This window comes from Adlercreutzia wanghongyangiae, from assembly GCF_035989245.1.
Lineage (GTDB): Bacteria > Actinomycetota > Coriobacteriia > Coriobacteriales > Eggerthellaceae > Adlercreutzia > Adlercreutzia wanghongyangiae.
The window spans coordinates 37,968-58,020 of sequence record NZ_JAYMFF010000027.1 but is presented as its reverse complement, the minus strand read 5'-3'; the positions used below and the strand labels follow the sequence as shown (position 1 = coordinate 58,020).

Below are 20,053 nucleotides of genomic sequence, written 5' to 3'. Positions count from 1 at the left end.
CCGCATCGCCGATAGTACTGCGGCGCCAGGCCGCGGGAGGACAGGTCGTTCCGCTCGCAGGGGGCGCTTTTTGCCGCCTGAGACAAGGAAAGCGTCTTCAGCATTGGGCAGAATCATCTTCTGCCTCAACCCTCAGTATTTTGAAATGCTCAGACCCCATTGGACCATCGGTCCAATGGGGTCTTTTCTTTTGGGTGAAGTTCATTAGAATAGCCAGGGGGATTAGAGAAGATAGGAGAGCTCAACGGCTGGTAAGGGCTACATTCCTGCTTTAGATGGTTTGCGTACGATCGCTGTGGCGGCGGTGGTGCTCTACCATATCGACGCGTCCATTTTGCCGTGCGGCTTGATGGGCGTGACCATTTTCTTTGTGCTGTCGGGCTATCTGATCACGGGCATTCTCGTTAAGGAATGGAATCGGAGCGGCACGATCGATCTGCCCCACTTCTGGATGAACCGGGTGCGACGACTTGTGCCTGCAGTGGTGTTTCTTATATTGGTGGTCGCTGTCGTCACGGCGTTCTTGGCGCCTGATTTGTTGACGCGTCTGCGCCAGGACGTCGTAGCAGCCCTGTTCTTCTTCAGCAATTGGTGGTTCATTTTCCAAGATCTCAGCTACTTCGAGGCAATGGGTGCGCCATCGCCGGTAAACCATTTCTGGTCGTTGGCCATCGAGGAGCAGTTCTATTTGATTCTGCCGCCTCTGTTGTTGCTGCTCTTCCGCACTCGGGTAAAGCGGCGCACCATCCAGCGGGGGCTCGTGGTGCTCATTGCGGTGTCGGCCCTGTTGATGTTTCTGCTCTACGATCCTGCGGGCGATCCGTCGCGCGTGTACTACGGTACCGATACGCGCGTATTCTCGTTGCTGATTGGCGCGCTGTTTGCGTTCATATTCCCCGAAGCGCGCGTGTTGGGCCGCGGGCCGCGGGGCCTCACGCCGCGGCAGCGCCATCTGGTGGATTGGTGCGGTACGGCCGCTTTTGTAGCCATCATCGCCTTCATGGTGTTCGTGAACGGCTATTCGCCCTTCTTGTATGAGGGCGGCATTCTTCTGGTGTCGGTGCTGACGGCTGTTGTCATCGTGGCGCTGGTGTTCCCGCCCGCGTTGATGGCCCGCCTGCTGTCGTGGGCTCCTCTCGTGTGGGTCGGCAAGCGCTCTTACAGCATATATTTGTGGCATTATCCGCTGCTGCTGCTTATGAATCCGCGCAATTTCACCGGCGAAGTGCCCTGGTACGGTTACGTCGTCCAGGTGGCGGTGATTGTGGCCGTGGCATCGTTTTCCTATCAGTTTGTCGAGAATCCCATCCGCCATGGTGCCATCGGACGGTTCCTGAAGGCCTGGGCCACGCGCGAGGCGTCGTTAGGGCGGTTGGTGCAGCAGCGCCTGATGCCGCTGGGGGGCACTGCGGCCTTGGTGGTGGCCGCTGTGGCGGTGATGGTGGTTGTACCGCCGGTGGCCACGCAGCAGAGCTTGGCCCAAACCGGGGGCGAGGCGTATCAGCCCGCTGTGGTGGAGCGCTCGTGGGAGCGAGACTCAGTTGTGTGCATCGATCCGTCCCAAAACCCTGATGCCACGCCGCGCGAGCGGGCACGCTATGCCGATTTCCTGCTTATTGGCGACTCGGTGACGGCGGCCATGCGCGACGAGAACGACAACGGGGGCTATGGTACCTTCCATCGCTACTTCCCCCATGCCGTTCTGAATTCGGCGGTATCGCGGCAGCTTTCCAAAGCCGCTGAATTTTACGATGCCGAGGTGGCCGCCGGTTGGGACGGAGATATTGTTGTCTTTGAGCTGGGAAGCAACGGTGTGGCGACCGAGCCCCAAGTGAATGCTATGATTGAACTGGTTCCGCCGGAGAAAACGGTGTTCGTGGTGAACGTGCGCACGCCGTTTCCCCTGCAGGATATTAACAACGATCTGCTGGCGCGGGCTGCTGAGGCCCATGACAATGTGACGCTGATCGACTGGTATTCCTACAGCGCGGGACATGACGAGTGGTTCGATGGTGACGGTACGCATCTGAAGCCGTCGGGCTGCGAGAAGTACATGGAGATGATTCAGGCGTCGCTGGAGGCGCATTACGAAAAAGAAGCTGCTGCGCAGGCGGCCGAGGAGCAGGCCGCGCCGGTCGGGATTACCTGGGGGCCGCTGAGCGATGCGGGGCAGTTGGGAAAGGACGACACTGTTGCGGGATAAAAGGCCTTTGGGGCGGAAAACCCCCGCACTGCGTGCGATGACATGGCTGCTGGCAATGCTGCTAGCGGTACCGTGCCTGGTGTCTGCGCCGCCTTCGGCCTGGGGTATTACCGAGGAGACCGAGGCGAAGATCAGCGATGCCCAGCGCCAGATTGAGGAATCGGCGGCGGCCTACGACGCGGCGGTGGCGCGCCTTGCCGAGCTGGAGCAACAGACGGCTGATAACGAACAGCGTATCGCCGAGCTTGAAGAGGAGCTGCCCGAGCAGCAAGAGCGAAGCGACGAGGCCGTTACGGTGCTGTACAAGATGAACCGCGAGGGGCGCTCGCTCATCAACATGGTGCTGGCATCGGAGAGCATTACGGACTTCCTCGTACGGGTCGACTATCTGACGCGTTATCAAGATAGGAATTTGGAGGCCATTCGCGCCCTCGCCGCGATGCGGGAAGAGCTTGAGGCCACGCGGGCATCGCTGGATGCGGCCCGCGCCGAGGCCGAGCAGCAGCAGGCGGCGGCCGAGTCGTCGCTGGCCGCGGCGCAGCAGGCGCGCGAGGAAGCCCAACGCCAGGCCCAGGAAGAGGCGCGCCGCGAGCGGGAAGCCCAGGAGGCGGCTCGGAAGGCGGCCGAGGAGGCCGCTGCGAAGAAGGCTGCCGAGGAGGCCGCTGCTCAAGAGGCCGAGCAGGAGGCGCCCGACGAGGAGGCAGAGGCTCCCGAGGAGGTACCTTCTACGAGCGCCTCGGACGACGGGGCCGATTGGTCGAGTGACAAAGCTTCGTTCGTGGAGCAGTGGGCTCCTCGCATCAACCGGTACCTGTCAGGCTCGCCGCTGGCGGGTACGGGTGAGACCTTCGCCTCGGCTGCCTGGGACTACGGGGTCGATCCGCGCTGGTCGCCGGCTATTTCGGCTGTGGAAAGCTCGAAGGGCGCTGCGTGCTTCAGGCCCCACAACGCCTGGGGTTGGGGCAATGCGAGCTGGGGCAGCTGGGAAGAGGCCATCAACGCTCACGTAAGCGGCTTGGCCCGCGGCTATGGCTACACGCTGTCGGAGAGCGCGGCTAAGAAGTACTGCCCGCCCAACTGGCAGCATTGGTACGACCGCTGCGCCGAGGAGATGAACTCCATCTAGGACGTGTCCGCTCGAGGCGGCGCCTTCGGCCGTATTAATCGTCTTCGTGCGCATAGACGCCCGTGTGCGGCGCGTATAATGCTGCGTGGAAACATACGGCCTGGTCAAGGTATCGGCAATCGAGAGAGGACGGTGCCCCTTGAGTTCGGAGAATCCCGAAGACAAGCAGCAAATCGCAGACGCGCAGAAGAACCCCGAGGTTATCGCTGCGCTGACGGAAACCCTTGCGGCGGGCAGTCGGCGCGATCGCCAGCAGGCGGCTCGCATTATCGCCGGCGTAGCGCGAGAGAACGCCGAGTTGCTCGTGCCGTTTGCGCCGTCGCTCGTAGACGCCTTGGAACGCCCCGAGGCGCAGACGCGCTGGGAGTGCCTCGATGCGCTGGCCCAGCTGGTTCCCGCGGATGCCCGTGGGTGCGAGAAGGCCATCCCCGGAGCAGAAGCGGCCCTGTTCGACGAGGACAGCGGTCCTTTGCGCCTGGCCGCCATGCGCTTTCTGTGCCGCTTGGGCGCCACGACCGAGAAGCGCTCCGAGAAGGTGTGGTCGCTTATCGACGAGGGCATCCAGTGCTATCACGGTGATTTGGAATTCCAGGATATGCTGGTGGCCGTCATCGACTTTTCCCAGGGCAAGTTGGCCCCTGAGGTGAAAACCGGTCTGGCTGATCGCATGCGGTTCGATGCGACGAACGGCCGCGGCATGCTGAAGAAACGCGCAGCCCAGATTGTGGAGCATTGCGAAAAATAGGGAAAACAGAGAGGGAATCCATGAGCTTTGAATCTTCGCTGAAGGTGGGGGATGCCGCCTATACCTACTATCCCGTGGCGGCTGTTCGGGGATCGGAGCGCCTGCCGTTCTCGTTGACGGTACTGCTGGAAAACGCGCTGCGTTGCGCCCGTACGCCCGAGGAGGCGACGGCCATGGCCGACCGCATCGTGACCGCCGGCCTGGCGGGCGAGACGGGCGAGGAGGTGGAGTTCTCTCCGGCCCGCGTGCTGTTCCAGGACTTCACCGGCGTACCGGTGTTCGTTGACTTCGCCGTGATGCGCGAGGCTTGTGCCGATTTGGGCGGCGATCCTAAGAAGATCAACCCCCAGGTGCCGTGCGATTTGGTCATCGATCATTCGGTCATCGCCGATGAGGCCGGCTGTGCCGGCTGCATGGACGAGAACATGAAGCTGGAGTTCGCGCGTAACGCCGAGCGCTACGACTTTTTGAAGTGGGCCCAGGAGTCCTTCGAGAACGTGCGCATCGTGCCGCCGGGGCAGGGCATTTGCCATCAGCTGAATATCGAGAAGTTCGCCAGCGTGGTTATGGAGTCGCCGGCGGGCCTCGTGGGCGCCGATGGCACGCCGGTGGTGTACTTCGACACGCTGGTGGGCACCGACTCCCACACGCCCACGGCCAACGGCATCGGCGTGCTCGGCTGGGGCGTCGGCGGCATCGAGGCCGAGGCTGCGGCGCTTGGCCAGCCCATTACCACGCTCGTGCCCCGCGTTATCGGCGTGAGGCTCACTGGTGAGCTGGGCGAGGGCGTGTCGGCTATGGATGTGTCGCTTACCTTTGCGGCTATGCTGCGCGAGCGCGGCGTGGTGGGCTGCTTTGTGGAGTGCTTCGGCCCGGGCGTGTCGGCCCTTTCCGCCACGCAACGCGCCTGCATTTCGAATATGACTCCGGAATACGGCAGCACCTGCACGCTGTTCCCCGTGGATGAGAAGACGCTGGACTACCTGCGTTTGACGGGCCGGTCCGACGGCCAGGTGGCGCTCGTGGAGGCCTACGCGAAGGCCCAGGGCTATTGGAACGACCCTGCGGCCGAGCCGCGGGCCTACGCCGAGGTGATCGAGCTCGATCTGGGCAGCGTGCGGCCTTCTATCGCCGGCCCCTCGCGTCCCCACGACCGTATCGACCTTGACGCGGCGGGCGAGCGCTTCCGCGCCATCTGCGCCGAGCGCGGGCTCGATGACGCCACGGTGCATGTGGAGATTAACGGCGTAGACCACGAGCTGACCCACGGCGCCATTGCCATCGCCGCCGTGACGAGCTGCACCACGGCTACCGATCAGGCTATGATGATTGCCACGGGCCTTATGGCCCGCAACGCCGCTGAGCGCGGCCTGGCGCCCGCGCCTTGGGTGAAGACCATCCTGGCTCCGGGCAGCCGTGCGACCGAGCTTCTGCTGGAGCGCGCGGGGCTGACCGAACCGCTGCGCCAGCTGGGTTTCTACACCTGCGGCTTCGGCTGCATGAGTTGCATCGGCAACTCCGGTCCGCTTATGGAGCAGATGCACGCCGTGGCCGACGATATCGAGCTGGCGAGCGTGCTTTCCGGCAACCGCAACTTCGAAGGGCGCATCTCGCCGGACGTGTCGCAGAACTACCTGATGCAGCCGGCCAACGTGATCGCCTACGCCATTGCCGGCACCATGGACATCGACCTGGCGCACGACGCGCTCGGCGCCGATGAGCAGGGCAATCCGGTGTACTTTGCCGATATCGTGCCCGACAAGGCCGAAGTGGCCGCGCTGGTGGACCAGTTCGTGACCGCTGACTTGTACGAGCAGGGGGCTGCGGGCATGTTCGAGGGCGATGCCGCCTGGCAGGCCTTAGGGGCTGAGCCGAGCGACACCTTTGCCTGGGACGAGGAATCCACTTACGTGCGCCGTCCCCCGTACTTCGACGGCATGGGTCGCGAGGTGCGCGGCCAAGACGCCATCGAGGGCGCGCGGGTGCTGGGCAACTTCGGAGACTTCATCACCACCGACCATATCTCGCCGGCCGGCGCCATTGCGCCGGATATGCCCGCTGCGGAGTATCTGGAGGCTCACGGTGTGGCCCCGACCGACTTCAACACCTATGGCAGCCGCCGCGGCAACCACGAGGTGATGATGCGCGGCACCTTCGCCAACGTGAAGCTGGCGAACAAGCTGGCCTGTGGACGCAAGGGCGGCTGGACCCGCGACTTCACCACCGGTGAGATTTCGCCTTTGTACTACGCGGCCGAGAACTACAAGGCCGCCGGCGCCCCGGCGGCGGTGCTCGCGGGCAAGATGTACGGCTCGGGAAGCTCCCGCGACTGGGCGGCGAAGGGCCCCATGTTGCTCGGCGTGCGCGTGGCCATCGCCGAGAGCTTCGAGCGCATCCATCGCTCCAACCTCATCGGCATGGGCATTCTGCCGCTGCAGTTCTTGGAGGGCCAGAATGCCGAGACGCTGGGGCTTGACGGCTCCGAGACCATCACCGTGGCCCCCATCGACTTCTCGGCGGGCCTGCCGAACCCGGCGGTCGTGAAAGTGGCGGCCGAGCGTGCCGATGGAAGCACTGCGGAGTTTGACGCCACCGTGCGTATCGATACCCCCACGGAAGGCCGCTACTACGAGAACGGCGGCATCCTGCAGTACGTGCTGCGCGATCTGATCGACTAGATGCGTGCTGGATAATTTGATCTAGAGAATTGTCGCGGGCGGCGGAAAGGGGGCTTTCCGCCGCCCGCTGTGTTTTCGGCGCTCTCCGTAGAACGTGCGGAAAAGCTGGCGTAAGCGGGTGGTTTGGGGTACGATTACGGGCACGTGATTTTAGAAGACCCCTAGGAGATACGAAACAATCATGGAAGACTTCCGCAACGAATATTGCATGCACACGGCCACCTGCGGACAGCTGCGGGCAACCGACGTGAACCAAGAGGTGACTTTGTGCGGCTGGGCGTGGCATACGCGCGACCACGGCGGCCTTATCTTCATCGACCTGCGCGACCGCGAGGGTTACACTCAGGTGGTCGTGGATCCGGATTGCGTGAGCGCGGAGGATTTCCAGAAGGCCGAGCATCTGGGCCGCGAATACGTGCTGAAGGTGTCGGGTCGCGTGCGCGAGCGCGCTCCCGAGGCCGTGAACCCGAACATGGTCACCGGCGAGATTGAGGTTTTGGCCAGCGCGCTGGAGGTGCTGAACACCTCGGTGACGCCGCCCTTCTCCATCGAGGACGGTATCGAGACCGATGAGACCACGCGTATGAAGTGGCGCTACCTGGACATCCGCCGTCCGGAGATGCTCGCTAACCTGAAGCTGCGCCACACGGTGACCCAGGCCATGCGCCGGGCGCTGGACGAGCGCGGCTTCCTGGAGATCGAGACGCCCATTTTGGCGAACTCCACGCCCGAGGGTGCCCGCGACTACATCGTGCCGAGCCGTCCGAACCCCGGCAAGTTCTACGCTCTGCCCCAGAGCCCTCAGCAGTTCAAGCAGATGCTGATGTGCGCCGGCGTGGAGCGCTACTACCAGATCGCCCGCTGCTTCCGCGACGAGGACCTGCGCGCCGACCGTCAGCCTGAGTTCACCCAGGTGGACATCGAGATGTCCTTCGTCGAGGGCGATGACGTGACCGATATGATGGAAGGCGTCATGGCCGAGACCTTGAAGGCCGTGGGTGTGACTGACGTGACCTTCCCGCTGCAGAAGATGCAGTACGCCGACGCCATGCGCGACTACGGTTGCGACCGTCCCGACGTGCGCTTCGGCATGCTTTTGCACGACATCACCGACATTGTGAAGGACACCGGCTTCAAAGTGTTCGCTTCGGTGGCCCAATCGGGCGGTGTGGTGAAGGCCATCAACGCCAAGGGTGCCGGCGACTGGTCCCGCGGCGAGGTGGAGAAGCTCGCTTCCATCGCCGAGGCCAACGGTGCCAAGGGCATGGCCTGGGTGGCGTTCACCACCGACGGCCAGGAGAAGAGCCCCATCAAGAAGTTCTTCACCGACGAGGAGTGGGCGGCGCTGAAGGCCGAGATGGAGGTGGAGCCCGGCGACCTGCTGCTGTTCGCGGCGGATACGCCCGAGGTTGCCAACGCCGTGCTTTCCGCCCTGCGCCTGCACATGGCCGACGCGCTGGACGTCCCCTGCGAGGGCCATGCGCTGCTGTGGGTGGTGAACTTCCCCATGTTCCGCTACGACGAGGACGAGAAGAAGTACGCCGCCGAGCACCATCCCTTCACCCATGTGCTGAAGGAGGATCTGGATAAGATCGAGAGCGATCCCTTGTCCTGCGGCAGCTATTCCTACGACCTGGTCATGGACGGCTTCGAGGTGGGCGGCGGCACTATCCGTATCCATAATGCCGAGGAGCAGCGCCGCATCCTGCGCGTCGTGGGCCTTACCGACGAGCAGATCGACGAGAAGTTCGGCCACCTCATCCACGCGCTGGAGCTGGGCGCCCCGCCGCATGGCGGCATCGCGCTGGGCTTGGATCGCCTGGTGATGCTTCTGGCCCGCAAGGACTCCATCCGCGACGTCATCGCCTTCCCGAAGACTTCCTCGGCGAGCGACCCCATGACGGGCGCTCCCTCCGCGGTGACCGGTCGCCAGCTGAAGGACGTGAACCTGCGCATTCTGTAACGCGAAGACCGCAAGGCGTCTTGAACATGAGCCCGCCCCCGGCGAACCGGGGGCGGGTTTTTAATGTGCGGACTCTTCTGAGCGCGCGGCTATATTGGCGCTGCTGTCGGCGATTTTCTGCTCGATGCGCTCCTTGTCGGAGCCCTCGGCGAGGGTGGGCTGGTAGTTGTTGCGGTCGCTGCTCGACGAGATGAGGCACGGTATGATCTCGACGGCATCATCGGCCTCGACGCCGTTTTCGCTCACCGTGAATGTCTGCCGGAAGAGGTAGCAGTCGGGATCGCGCAGAGTGAGGCTGCCGCCGTAGCAGAAGTTGCCCAGACCGTACGCAATGTAGCGGCCGTTATACTTCTCGTAGCCCTGCACGACATGCTGGTGCGCACCCACCACCGTTGTGGCCCCGGCGTCGATGGCGGCGTGGGCGAGGGTGATCATGTCGTCGGTGGGGGTGTACTCGCGCATAATGCCCCAGTGCATGAACACCACGATGATCTGCGCCCCGGCGTTCTGGGCCTCGTGAACGGCGGCTTCCACCTTGGGCTGCATCTCCTCCAAAGGCGCGCTGATCATCTTCGCGCCAATGAGGGCGACCTTCACGCCTTTGACTTCCTCGTAGACGATAAGGTCGTCGCCGAACGCGTCCACGCCTGCTTCCGCAAGGGCCGCGATGGTGTCGTCGTAGCTTTCGGCGCCGTAGTCGCGGTTGTGGTTGTTCGACACCGACACGGCATCGATGCTTGCTTCGGCGAACAAGCTGGCGTAGGCGGGGTCGCCCTTGTAGGCGTACTCTTTGTCTTCGCGTGTGTTCGCCTGGGTGAGCACACATTCGCAGTTGGCCACGGTGAGGTCGTCGGCCGAAAGGATGTCCTTCACGTTGGCGAAGAAGTAGTCGGGTCCCTTCTTCTCGTACACCGCGGGGAAAGCCGCGCTTTGGCCGAAGCGCTCCTCGGTACCGAGTGTGCAGTCGCCGGCGAACGTAATGGTGACGGTGACCGGTTCGGCGGGGGCTGTCGCGTCATTCGCGGCGAGGGTGTCGTCGGGTGTACTGGCGGCAGGAGCGCTTGCGGTGCTGTCAGGGGAACTTGCAGAACCGTTGTGGGCGAGCGCCCAGAGGCCGCCGGCGCCGGCAATAAGGACGATGGCGGCGAAGATAACGACCAGCGAGCGGGACGGGGATGGCGCGTTGTGCTCCTGGTGGCGGCTCGTGCCGCGAGGGGTGCGAGCCGGAGCGGAGGCGGCGCCTCGTCGGGTGACCCTGCGCGAAGCGCCTTCCGGTCCGGCAGGACGAGGCCTGGGGTGATGGCCGGTGCGGGAGGGGGTGCGATGCTCGTGCGAGTGGCGGCCGTCAGCGCGGGCGGAGTCGTGAACGCGGCGCGCATTCGGACGGTTGGCGGGACGCCTTGCGGGGCGGTGCTGGTCGGTCATGGAAAACCTCGAAACGTTCTCACCGGGTGGCTTTCCCGAAGTTCTCGGGAAAGGTGCGCATTTCGCCATTCCATCATAGCCCAAGACGGCTCCGCGCGGTTGCCTTCTTTGGGAGTCGGAGATGAGGCGCGAGGTTTCATGGGCAAAATCTGCTCGCAATACGCGGTACAATAAGCGTTCTGGTAAGGAATGCGAGCGGATGGAGAGCGGTTTCATGGCGGAGAAGCGTATCGTCACCTACGACACCACGTTGCGGGACGGGGAGCAGTGCGAGGGCATCACGCTGTCGCTGGAGGACAAGCTGGCGATAGTGCGACGCTTGGACGAGTTCGGCATCGACATCATCGAGGGTGGCTACCCCGCGTCGAATCCGAAGGATCTCGCCTTCTTCCGCGAAGTGGACGCTATGGATCTGCACCATGCCCGCATCGCCGCGTTCGGCTCCACGTGCCGCAAGGAGGTGGCTGCCGCCGATGACGAAGGGCTGGCCGACTTGCTGGCCTCGGGCGCGCCGGTGGTGACCATCGTGGGGAAGACGTGGGATGCCCAGGTGGAGCGCGCGTTGCGCACGACGCTCGATGAGAATCTGCGCATGATCGCCGAGTCGGTGGCCTATCTGGTGGCGGCGGGGCGCGAGGTGGTGTTCGATGCCGAGCATTTCTTCGACGGCTACAAGGCGAATGCCTCCTATGCCCTGGCGTGCGTGGCGGCGGCGGTGAAGGCCGGGGCGGCTTCCGTTGATCTGTGCGAGACCAATGGCGGGGCGCTGCCGTTCGAGGTAGAGGAGATCGTGGGCGCGGTGCGTGCGGCGTATCCCGCGGCCCGCTTCGGCATCCACTGCCACAACGACTCCGGCTGCGCGGTGGCCAACACGCTGGCCGCGGTGCGCGCCGGTGCCACCCAGGTGCAGGGTACGGTGAACGGCATCGGAGAGCGCGTGGGCAATGCCGACTTGCTGACGGTGATCGCCGATTTGGAGCTGAAGATGGGATGCGTCACCGTGGGCACGGACCGCCTCACCCAGCTGACGAGCTTGTCCCAGTACGTGGCCGAGTTGTGCAATGTGTCGGTATCGTCCCACCATCCCTACAGCGGGGCCAGCGCCTTCGCCCATAAGGGCGGCTTGCACGCCAGCGCCATCGCCCGCTTCCCCGAGGCTTACGAGCATGTGAGCCCGGCGGCGGTGGGCAACGGCGCCCGCATGCTGGTGAGCGAGCTGGCGGGCAAGGCATCGCTTCTGCAGAAGGCCTTAAGCCTGGGGTTCGATTTGACGGCGGCGGGCGTTGACGCCCAGGCGGTGCTCGACGACATTAAGAATCGGGAGGCTCGGGGCTTCACCTACGAGGTGGCGGACGGGTCGCTGGGGCTGCTGCTGATGCGTCATGTGGGCACCTATCAGCCGGCCTTCACCCTGGAGAGTTTCCGCGTGATCGTTGACGATCGGGAGGACACGGGCGCCCTGGCCAAAGACGCGCTTTCCGAGGCTACCGTGAAGATTCATGTGGGCGAAGCGCGCTTTGTGGCTACCGGCGAGAGCGCTGGCCCCGTGGGCGCCCTCGACAATGCGCTGCGCATGGCCATTGTGGAGTCGTATCCGCAGGTGGCGGCCATGGAGCTGACCGACTACAAAGTGCGCTTGCTCGACGAGAGCCAGGGAACCGACGCCATTACCCGCGTGACCATCACAGCCACCGACGGGGTGGATACCTGGGGCACGGTGGGCGTATCCGAGAACGTTATCGAGGCATCGTGGAACGCGCTGGTGGATTCCCTGGAATACGGGCTGCATTGCGCCCGGGTGCGCGCGGGGCAGTAGGCGCCGCTACACGAGGTCGCCGCGGATTTCCAGCAGGGTGCGGGCCAAGTGGGCGAAGGCGCGCTCGCCCTCGGCGGAATCGGGCGCGCCGGTCATGATGACCATCAGGTAGTCGCGGTCGTTGATGGTGACGATGCCCGAATCGCACACTGCGTCGTCTTCCTTGCCGTTGATCCAGCCGGCTTTGTTGCGCACGGTGATGTTCGTGCCGATGGAGGTGACCGTGGCATCGTGCCCCTCGGCAGCATCCTCGGCAATGGCTGCCGCCACGGCCTCCATGCCGTCGTCCGCTGCTTCGCCGGTGCCGTCCTCTTGCTGGTCGCCGTCGGCCTGGAGCTCGTCTCCTTCGTCGATGGCCTGCTCCTCGGCGGCTTCCTGCTCGCCGGAGTCTTCGCTGGGGAGGTAGTCGGTGCTGCCGGCGCTGGTGGTTCCCAGGGCGCCGTTGCGCAGGAAGGACACCTCGGTCTTTCCGAAGGTGTCGGAGAGCCACTGGGCCGTGGAGTTATCGGTCTCGTTCAAGAAAGCGTAGATCTTCAGCCACATAAGGGCCGACTGGCGGGCGGTGTAATGGGGGAACGAGGTGTCGTCCACCAGCGAGGTGTTCACCCCGGCCTCGGCCAACCAGTCTTCCATGCCATCGGTGCCGAAGGTGCGCCGCAGCTTGCTGTAGGACTTGTTGTCCGACCAGATGATGATGTTCTCGATCTGCTCGCGGCGGGACGACTTCACCTTGTCGATGTTGCTGGACAGTTCCTTTTCCGCCACGTAAGTGCAGAACGGACCCTTGAAGGAACTGGCGCCGTAGATAGTCTCGTCCAGATTGCCGGCAATACCGCGGCCCGTGCCCAGGTCCATCAGCAGGTAGCCCACGTTGTAGTCGTTCGTCTCGTAGTAAGCCAGGGCGTTGCTCAGTTGCACCAGCGACTGGTCGCTCAGCACCGGGGCGCCGACGTTTTCGCCCTCGGTGGGGCCGAGTGAGAACACGAAGGGCGTTTCCTGGCCGGAAAGCGAGCTGATATCCTCGCGGGTGACGTCGTGGGCCGGCAGCGCGGCCAGGTCGGGCTCCACGGGTCGCGCGAGGCTGATCTGGGTGGCTACGCCTTGGGCGATGTATCCGCCGTTGCCGACGGCCGCCGCGGCGCCGAGGGCTCCCACGTGCGTCGAACGATCTTCGATGTGCGCCGGCGCGAAGGGTCCCACGTGGGCCACGGCCATGACGAGCACCACGGCCAGGGCGATGGCAACCAGGCCGAGTCCCATGGTGCGCAGGTCGAATCCGCGGTGGAACGAGCCGCCGTGACCGCTGGCCTTGCGGAACGACGGCACGAGCGTAATGAGGGAGTCGGCCAGCGAGCTGCCGACGCGCGCGCCGCCGCGGGGCGCGTCGTCGTAGGAGGTGTCGTAGCGGTCGTCGACGTAGATGTCGCGCTGGGAGCTGCGGCCGCGCCCCGAGTGACGGGTGGACGCAGGCGCGTGGCGCGACGGCCGATCCCGTTCGGGACGGCGCTCTGATCGGTAGGGTTCCTGGTCGCGCAGGGGATTGTGGCGCGTGCGGCGCGGCTGGGAAGATGAACGGGAGCGACCTTCGAAGCGTCCCGTGGACAGCGTCAGCCCCGCGGGGGGACGCCGGCGATGCGCGTCGTCGGAGCGACTGTAGTCGGAACGGGTCATGGTCTTCCTCGGAGGTGCGTCGTTTCAGGATGGTTTCTCGTAGGAAGAATAGTATCAATTCACGGCCCTGTAAGGGGAAGTTCTTACAAATTCCTTAACGCGAACGGCAGGAAACCACGCGATAGGGGCGGCGCATGCTCTTCTCTGGGGGCGTTTCCCTGTGGAAGTTTGGTTTGCGCAGGCCCGCGGCATCCGCGCGTTGCCGCGGATGCCCTATACTAGGGCCTTACGAGTTCGAGTGCCTCGAATGGGTATGGGCGGCGACAAGTTCCGAACCTGGTCAGGTCCGGGAGGAAGCAGCCATAAGGGACCGCTGACGAGCGCCCATACCTATTCGGGGCACTTTTTCATGACGTCGTTGCGCGCCCGCGAATCGGGCGCTGTTTGAAAGGTTCGCACGTCCCATGGGCATTATCGACTTCTTCATCAACCTGCTGAAAGACCCGCGCGGCTTCATCGCCGGCTGGATTATCGCGCTGGGGCCGGTGTGGGTGTACACGCCGCTGTTCCTCATCGTATTCGTGGAGACGGGGCTGGTGTTCTTCCCGTTTCTGCCGGGCGACTCGCTCCTGTTCGCGGCCGGTGTGTTCTCCGCCGACGGCGGCGGCCTGAACATCTGGGCCACGCTTGTCGTGTTCTGGGCGGCGGCTATTCTGGGCAACACCTCGAACTACTGGATCGCGCGCTTGTTCGGCAGCCGCATCATCGATTCGGGGAAAGTGAAGGCCCTCACGCCCGAGCGTATGGCCAAGCTCGACCACTTCTTCGAGCGCTACGGCGGCCTGACCATCGTCATCACGCGCTTCATGCCGTTTTTCCGCACCTTTGCGCCGTTCATTGCGGGTACGGGGCATATGAACTTCGGGAAGTTCACGTTCTTCAACGTTATCGGCGGCGTGAGCTGGGTGAGCTTGTTCGTGCTGGTGGGATATTTTTTCGGCGGCGTGCCCTTCGTACAGGAGCACTTCGAGGTGATCGTGCTGGGCATTGTGGCGGTGTCGGTGGCCCCGGCGTTTATCGGGGTTATCAAGGCCGCCATGACGGGGCGCCGCGCCAAGGCGGGCGACCCGGTGGCCCAGGCCGAGGAGCGCGTGAGCGAGGCCGAGTACCAGCGCGAGCTGACCGAGGAGAAGGTGCTGCGTGCCGAGGCCGCCGCCAAGGCCGAGGCCCGCGCGCGGGTGGCTGCCGAGCAGGCCGCGGACGGGCAGGAGCTTTCCGCACCGGCGACGCCTTCCGCATCTGAGGAGAAAGACGGGGAATAGGCTATGGCAGAGGCTCTCTACCGCAAGTACCGACCGCAGATCTTCGAGGATGTGGTCGGGCAGGAGCATATCGAGCGCACTATCAAGAACGCCATCGCCCAGGACAAGGTGAGCCATGCCTACCTGTTCACGGGCCCGCGTGGCACGGGCAAGACCACCACGGCGCGTCTGCTCGCCAAGGCGCTTTTGTGCGAGACGGGGCCCACGGCCGAGCCCGACGGCACCTGCGAGGACTGCGAGCTGATCGCCGCCGGCGAGCATCCGGATGTGTACGAACTGGATGCTGCGAGCCGTACCGGCGTGGAGAATGTGCGCGAGGAGATTATCGGGCGCGTGCAGTTCGCGCCGACGCGGGGCCGCTACAAGGTGTACATCATCGACGAGGTGCACATGCTCTCGACGGCTGCCTTCAACGCGCTGCTGAAGACATTGGAGGAGCCGCCGAGTCATGTGGTGTTCATTTTGGCCACTACTGACCCGCAGAAGGTGCCCGAGACCATCCACTCGCGCTGTCAGCGCTTCGACTTCCGCCGCATTTCCACCGAGGCCATGGTGTCGCGCTTGGGCGCTATCTGCGTAGCCGAGGGCGTGGAATTCGAGGGCGAGGCTCTGGATTTGATTGCACACCGGGCCGAAGGCGGCATGCGCAACGCGCTGACGTCGCTGGAGCAGTTGATTGCCTTCGGCGACGGCGCGGTGACCATGGAGGTGGCCGAGCGCATGCTGGGTACCGTGGATTCCACCGACCTGGCCGACATCGTGCAGGCCATTGGCGCGCGTGACGCCGCGGCGTGCTTTACCTGGGTGGCCGAATATGTGGAAACCGGCGCCGATCTGGCCCAGTTCGTGGGCGATCTGGCGACTCATCTGCGGAACATGTACGTGATGGCCGTGGCCGGCGCCGATGTGGTGCTGGAGGTGAGCGAGGGCACGCGGCGCGAGTTGGCCGCTGAGCTGCCGCTGTTCGGGGTGGATCGCTTGGCTTATTTGCTGGATGTGCTGGGCGATGTGGCGTCGGATTTGAAAACGTCCACGAACGCCCGGCTCTCCTTCGAGATCGCGTTGACGCGCATGGTGCGCCCCTCCGCCGACCTGACCTTGCAGGCCCTGGCTGCCCGCGTGGAGGAACTGGAGCGCCAGATAGCTGCCGGGGCGACCGCTTCGGCTCCGGGCATTGCGGCGGTTCCCGCGATGGTCGCCCCTGCGCCGATGCCGACGCCTCCGGCTCCCGCTCCGGCCCCGGTGCCTCCGGCTGCTGTGCCGACGACGGTGCCCGAAGAGCGCGAGGGCGCGGCTGTCTCGGCTTCCTCGGTGCCCGATCCCTCTCCGGCTTCTGCCTCGGTTTCCGCAGTGCCCGACCCCTCTCCGGCTTCTGCCTCGGTTTCCGCAGTGCCCGAGCCCAGCGCCCCCGTGGCCCCCGAGCCCGCTCCGGCTCCGGTTTCCGCTCCCGCATCGAACGCCCCCGCGCCAATCGCCCCCGCATCGGACGCCTCCGTAGGGGCGGCCTTCAGGCCGCCCGCACCCGCTCCGTCGGTGCCTGATCCGGCTGTTGCTCCGGCCGCCTCGGCAACCCCTGCAGCCTCCGGGGCGCTATCGCCCCAACTGGCCGAGATGCTGGGCAACCCGGCGGCGCTTCAGCGTCTGTGGGCTGGAGTTCTGGCCACATTGAAGCGGGTGAAGATCACCTATGGCGTGCTCTTTATCAACACGCGCGTGACCTTCAATGGCAAGGCGCTCGTCATCGAGTTCTCCGGCGACAACGATTTCGCGTTCCAGATGGTGCAGAAGCCCGATGCCCAGGAAGAGTTGGCCCGTGCTCTGCGCCAAGAGGCCCGCGCCGAGGTACCCTTCGAGCTGCGTCGCGCCGCGGGCGGTGCGGCGCCGTCGGCGGCGGTGCCGGCAGCAGGCGGCGTGGCTGCCCCCAATCCCGTGGCAGCTGCGGCGGCCCGGGCGGCGGCCGGCGTTGCGGCGGTGGCTCCGTCCGCGCCCGCGCCGACGGTTCCGGTTGTGCCCGCATCGGAACTCGGCGCGCCGACGGCCCCTGCTGCTCCGGCCGCCCCGCCTGCTCCCGCACCCGTCGCCCAGGCTTCGCCGGCTTCCGCCCCTACGCCGTCGACGGTGGAGGAGGTGCCGCCCTGGGAGGACGATCGGCCCCCCTATGACGACTATGTCCCCTCCGATGCGAGCGACGAGCGCCCCGGCGAAGTGCCGCCTTGGGAGGACGCTCTGGCTGCGGAGCCTCAGGCACCCGCGCCCGCCATGGCGCCGGCCACGGGCTTACCGCCCGAGCCGGACAGCGTGTCCGGTCCGTCGCCCAATCCGGTGATGGAACCCGATGGCGCCGACCTGAACGCATCGCTTGCCTTCGGTTTCGGCGACGGCATCAGTTTCGAGGAAGTGTCCTAACGGCCGATGGCCTACAATAGGCTCGGCTTCACTGCGAGATCAAAGGAGAATTGCCCTATGGATATGAAGAAGATGATGAAGCAGGCCCAGAAGATGCAGCGCGATGCGGCTGCGGCCCAGCAGGAAATCGCCGCCATGACCTTCGAGGCCTCGGCGGGTGGCGGCATGGTGAAGGCCACGGCCACTGGCGAGATGGCCATTACCGACATCACCATCGACCCGGCCGCGGTGGATCCCGAGGACGTGGAGATGCTGCAGGATATGGTGACGGCCGCCGTGAACGAGGCTCTGCGTGCGGCGAGCGAGGCCGCTAACGCCCGCATGAACGCCGTCATGGGCGGTATGAAGATTCCAGGCCTGATGTAGGCATCTGGCGGGAAGCGATACTTGTGCAAGCGGCGCCTTCCATTCAGAAGCTTCTCGACGAGCTTGAGCGTTTGCCCGGCGTGGGCCCGAAGTCGGCCCAGCGTATGGCCTATTGGATTTTGAACACCGATGCCGCCGAGGCTTTGCGGCTGGCCGATGCCATCCGCGAGGTGAAGGCGGGCGTGCATTTCTGCGCCCGCTGCTTCAACTACGCCGAGGGCGACCTGTGCGAAATTTGCGCCAGCGCCAAGCGCGATAGCTCGATCATCTGCGTGGTCAGCGAGCCGCGCGACATTCCTCCCATCGAGCGCACGGCCGTATTCAACGGTGTCTACCATGTGCTCGGGGGTGTGCTGGCCCCCATGGAGGGCGTGGGCCCGGGCGACTTGCGCATTGCCGAGTTGATGGCGCGTCTTGGTCGTGAAGAGGTGTCGGAGGTACTTCTGGCCATGAACCCCAACATCGAGGGCGAGACCACGGCCGCCTATCTGGCGCGTCTTATCAAGCCTCTGGGCGTGAAGGTGACGCGCCCCGCCAGCGGGCTTCCCGTGGGCGGCGACTTGGAGTTCGCCGACGAGGTGACCCTCGGTCGCGCCCTGGAGGCTCGTCTGGCGCTGTAGGGCGCAGACCCCTTCCGTTTTCGCGACGGCAAAGCAAAAGGCCGCTGCCGGAGCACCCCGGCAGCGGCCTTCCTCGTTTCAAGGAAGCGCGAAGCTACTTGATGCAGCAGGTGGGAACCTCGTGCTTCACGCGGTCGTGCTCTTCGGAGCGCTTGGCGTCGTTGAAGCGGTCCAGCGTGCCCACCAGGTATCCGGTGATGCGGCGGATGCGATCGAACTTCACGGGGGCCAAGCCGTAGTGGATGCCCACGTCCTCGCCGTCCACATCCAGCGTGAGCGACTCCAGCTGGCCGTGGGGGTACTTCTCGTAGGCGCGCTTGAGGTAGGCCTGAATCTCGGCATCGGACACCGGCGCGTCGTCGCTGTGGGCGTAGTTTACGGCAACCTTCACGCCGTCGATCGTCTTGTTCTCCATAAGTGGCTCCTTATCGCTCGTAACCGAGTTCTTTTGCGGTGCATTTACTACATCTAGTTAGTGAGACGGAATTCTAGCACAATATGTGGTTTCGAATTGCTATGTTCTGAAGATGTAGGAAAAACCTTGCGAATGAGGAGGGAAGTGTCAATTTCGGGCCTGCTCGGCCGCCGACGCGTACTCGCGCGCCAAAAGCCTCGGTCCCAATGCTTCTTCGGTTGGCGAAGGGCGTGCTTTTTGCAGCAAATCGACAGTTATGAGCGTCTGAGAGAGCATCAATTAATGTTTAGCATTAATATCGACTTCATAAAGCAGGCTATTTGGCGAAACAGACGCTCATAATCGTCGATCTGCTGCAGTTTGAAAGTAGTTCGATGACGAAGCGTGCTCAGCGCTCCCAGAAATCGGCGGCCAGGGCAGCGCGGTTGGCATGTCCCGTCTTCTTCAGGATATTGTGCACGTGCACCTTCACCGTTCCGGCGGTCAGGGAAAGCTCGCTTGCGATGTTCTGGTTGTCCTTACCCATAAGGGCCAGGCGCAGCACTTCTTCCTCGCGCTTGGAGAGGTCGTAGCTGTGGCTGTACAGGGGCAGCAGCCGGTCGATGGATTCCACCAGCAGCGGGTCTTCGCCCTCGGGCAGGCTGCGGGCGCGCAGGTGCAGCGATATGGAGGCACCGCGCAGCACCGCCAGGCCGAAGCAGACGAACAGTGCGTTCTCGAAGGGATTGCGCTCGGCCATGATCCACATGTCGTGGGGCAGGTTCGTGGGATCGTAGATCAGCTGGAAGTACACGTTCTCGATGATGATGCCGCAGGTAAGACCCACGGCCCAGAAGTAGGCCACGCGGTGCGATCTCATGATGGAACGTCGTTGCGGGTCGGAGGAGTGGCGGTACCACAGGGCCAGCACGGCGTAGCAGAACAGTTGCAGGGCCGTGCGCATGGAATAGTAGACGAACTCGCGCCACTGGGCGTCGCCGATCAGCTGGTAGGCGGCCAGGCTGGCTGTGGCCCATACGGCCACGGGCACGAAGCGGATGGCCCAGTGGCCCTCGCGGCAATAGCGGCAAGCGGCCAGCCACAGGAACAGGAAGGCGCCCCCGCCCGTGATAATGGACGCGTAGGGGTTTCCCACGTCGTAGAACGAGGGGGCGGCGAGCACGGCGTCGGGCGTGATGAAGTTATCCATGAACACGAGCGACACGTCGAAGAAGTAGAACGTGAAGCCGAGGGTAGCGTATAGGAACGTCTTGCGCCGCGACACATAGAAGGCCGAGAGGCTCGTGGCCGCCACGATGGTGTAGAAGAACATGATGATAAGCGTGTAATAAAACAGCAGAGCCATGGCGTTCCTCGG

14 protein-coding genes and 1 other RNA gene are annotated in these 20,053 nt (G+C 64.4%); 11 read left to right on the top strand and 4 right to left on the bottom strand.

What is annotated here, in order from left to right; all coding sequences use genetic code 11:
* Window positions 1–262 precede the first annotated feature (262 nt).
* From VIN30_RS11055 to aspS, 5 genes are all read left to right on the top strand, one after another.
* Entirely contained in the window at window positions 263–2,203 is a 1,941-nt protein-coding gene (locus VIN30_RS11055; protein ID WP_338211552.1) for an acyltransferase family protein, read from the top strand.
* 37 nt (window positions 2,204–2,240) lie between these two features.
* Entirely contained in the window at window positions 2,241–3,329 is a 1,089-nt protein-coding gene (locus VIN30_RS11050) for a coiled-coil domain-containing protein (protein WP_338211550.1), read from the top strand.
* A 139-nt stretch (window positions 3,330–3,468) separates the two neighbouring features.
* Window positions 3,469–4,074 (top strand): HEAT repeat domain-containing protein, encoded by a 606-nt coding sequence (locus tag VIN30_RS11045; RefSeq protein WP_338211548.1) that lies wholly within the window; start codon window positions 3,469–3,471, stop codon window positions 4,072–4,074.
* 20 nt (window positions 4,075–4,094) lie between these two features.
* The gene (acnA, locus tag VIN30_RS11040) at window positions 4,095–6,752 is read left to right on the top strand and encodes an aconitate hydratase AcnA (RefSeq protein WP_338211547.1); all 2,658 of its coding nucleotides are present in this window, start codon (window positions 4,095–4,097) and stop codon (window positions 6,750–6,752) included.
* Between the two features lie 181 nt (window positions 6,753–6,933).
* On the top strand, window positions 6,934–8,715 hold the full coding sequence (gene aspS / locus VIN30_RS11035) for an aspartate--tRNA ligase (RefSeq protein ID WP_338211546.1): 1,782 nt from the start codon (window positions 6,934–6,936) through the stop codon (window positions 8,713–8,715).
* 60 nt (window positions 8,716–8,775) lie between these two features.
* Here aspS and VIN30_RS11030 read toward each other — a convergent pair whose 3' ends face one another.
* A complete protein-coding gene (locus VIN30_RS11030; protein ID WP_338211545.1) occupies window positions 8,776–10,140 on the bottom strand; it encodes a CapA family protein in 1,365 nt (454 codons plus the stop codon).
* Window positions 10,141–10,354: 214 nt separating this feature from the next.
* Between VIN30_RS11030 and cimA the strand changes: the two genes are divergently transcribed.
* Entirely contained in the window at window positions 10,355–11,956 is a 1,602-nt protein-coding gene (gene cimA, locus VIN30_RS11025) for a citramalate synthase (protein WP_338211544.1), read from the top strand.
* Window positions 11,957–11,962: 6 nt separating this feature from the next.
* On the opposite strand, the gene VIN30_RS11020 is transcribed toward cimA, so the two are convergent.
* Window positions 11,963–13,627 carry a hypothetical protein gene (locus tag VIN30_RS11020; protein ID WP_338211543.1) on the bottom strand — a complete coding sequence of 555 codons (1,665 nt, stop codon included), beginning with the start codon at window positions 13,625–13,627 and terminating at the stop codon, window positions 11,963–11,965.
* A gap of 245 nt (window positions 13,628–13,872) precedes the next feature.
* Here VIN30_RS11020 and ffs point away from each other — a divergent pair.
* The 5 genes from ffs to recR all read left to right on the top strand — a co-directional run bounded on the left by ffs (window position 13,873) and on the right by recR (window position 18,281).
* Window positions 13,873–13,966, top strand: an RNA gene (gene ffs, locus VIN30_RS11015) — signal recognition particle sRNA small type.
* Window positions 13,967–14,031: 65 nt separating this feature from the next.
* Window positions 14,032–14,889 carry a VTT domain-containing protein gene (locus VIN30_RS11010; RefSeq protein WP_338211542.1) on the top strand — a complete coding sequence of 286 codons (858 nt, stop codon included), beginning with the start codon at window positions 14,032–14,034 and terminating at the stop codon, window positions 14,887–14,889.
* Window positions 14,890–14,892: 3 nt separating this feature from the next.
* Window positions 14,893–17,295, top strand: a complete 2,403-nt coding sequence (gene dnaX, locus VIN30_RS11005) for a DNA polymerase III subunit gamma/tau (RefSeq protein WP_338211541.1) — start codon at window positions 14,893–14,895, stop codon at window positions 17,293–17,295.
* Window positions 17,296–17,352: 57 nt separating this feature from the next.
* Window positions 17,353–17,661, top strand: a complete 309-nt coding sequence (locus VIN30_RS11000) for a YbaB/EbfC family nucleoid-associated protein (protein ID WP_326426423.1) — start codon at window positions 17,353–17,355, stop codon at window positions 17,659–17,661.
* Between the two features lie 23 nt (window positions 17,662–17,684).
* A complete protein-coding gene (gene recR, locus VIN30_RS10995) occupies window positions 17,685–18,281 on the top strand; it encodes a recombination mediator RecR (RefSeq protein WP_326426421.1) in 597 nt (198 codons plus the stop codon).
* 94 nt (window positions 18,282–18,375) lie between these two features.
* Here the strand turns inward: recR and nrdD are convergent, their stop codons facing one another.
* Together nrdD and VIN30_RS10985 are read right to left on the bottom strand one after the other, a co-directional pair.
* Window positions 18,376–18,696 (bottom strand): anaerobic ribonucleoside-triphosphate reductase, encoded by a 321-nt coding sequence (gene nrdD, locus VIN30_RS11575; RefSeq protein ID WP_326426420.1) that lies wholly within the window; start codon window positions 18,694–18,696, stop codon window positions 18,376–18,378.
* Between the two features lie 388 nt (window positions 18,697–19,084).
* The gene (locus VIN30_RS10985; protein ID WP_326426419.1) at window positions 19,085–20,041 is read right to left on the bottom strand and encodes a helix-turn-helix transcriptional regulator; all 957 of its coding nucleotides are present in this window, start codon (window positions 20,039–20,041) and stop codon (window positions 19,085–19,087) included.
* Window positions 20,042–20,053 lie beyond the last annotated feature (12 nt).

What these genes read in the sequence shown, in the direction of transcription:
- VIN30_RS11050 (WP_338211550.1), top strand. Translation starts at nt 2,241, where the DNA reads ATGACATGGCTGCTGGCAATGCTGCTAGCGGTACCGTGCCTGGTGTCT.
- acnA (WP_338211547.1), top strand. Translation starts at nt 4,095, where the DNA reads ATGAGCTTTGAATCTTCGCTGAAGGTGGGGGATGCCGCCTATACCTAC.
- aspS (WP_338211546.1), top strand. Translation starts at nt 6,934, where the DNA reads ATGGAAGACTTCCGCAACGAATATTGCATGCACACGGCCACCTGCGGA.
- VIN30_RS11030 (WP_338211545.1), bottom strand. Translation starts at nt 10,140, where the DNA reads ATGACCGACCAGCACCGCCCCGCAAGGCGTCCCGCCAACCGTCCGAAT.
- cimA (WP_338211544.1), top strand. Translation starts at nt 10,355, where the DNA reads ATGGCGGAGAAGCGTATCGTCACCTACGACACCACGTTGCGGGACGGG.
- VIN30_RS11020 (WP_338211543.1), bottom strand. Translation starts at nt 13,627, where the DNA reads ATGACCCGTTCCGACTACAGTCGCTCCGACGACGCGCATCGCCGGCGT.
- VIN30_RS11010 (WP_338211542.1), top strand. Translation starts at nt 14,032, where the DNA reads ATGGGCATTATCGACTTCTTCATCAACCTGCTGAAAGACCCGCGCGGC.
- dnaX (WP_338211541.1), top strand. Translation starts at nt 14,893, where the DNA reads ATGGCAGAGGCTCTCTACCGCAAGTACCGACCGCAGATCTTCGAGGAT.
- VIN30_RS11000 (WP_326426423.1), top strand. Translation starts at nt 17,353, where the DNA reads ATGGATATGAAGAAGATGATGAAGCAGGCCCAGAAGATGCAGCGCGAT.
- nrdD (WP_326426420.1), bottom strand. Translation starts at nt 18,696, where the DNA reads ATGGAGAACAAGACGATCGACGGCGTGAAGGTTGCCGTAAACTACGCC.
- VIN30_RS10985 (WP_326426419.1), bottom strand. Translation starts at nt 20,041, where the DNA reads ATGGCTCTGCTGTTTTATTACACGCTTATCATCATGTTCTTCTACACC.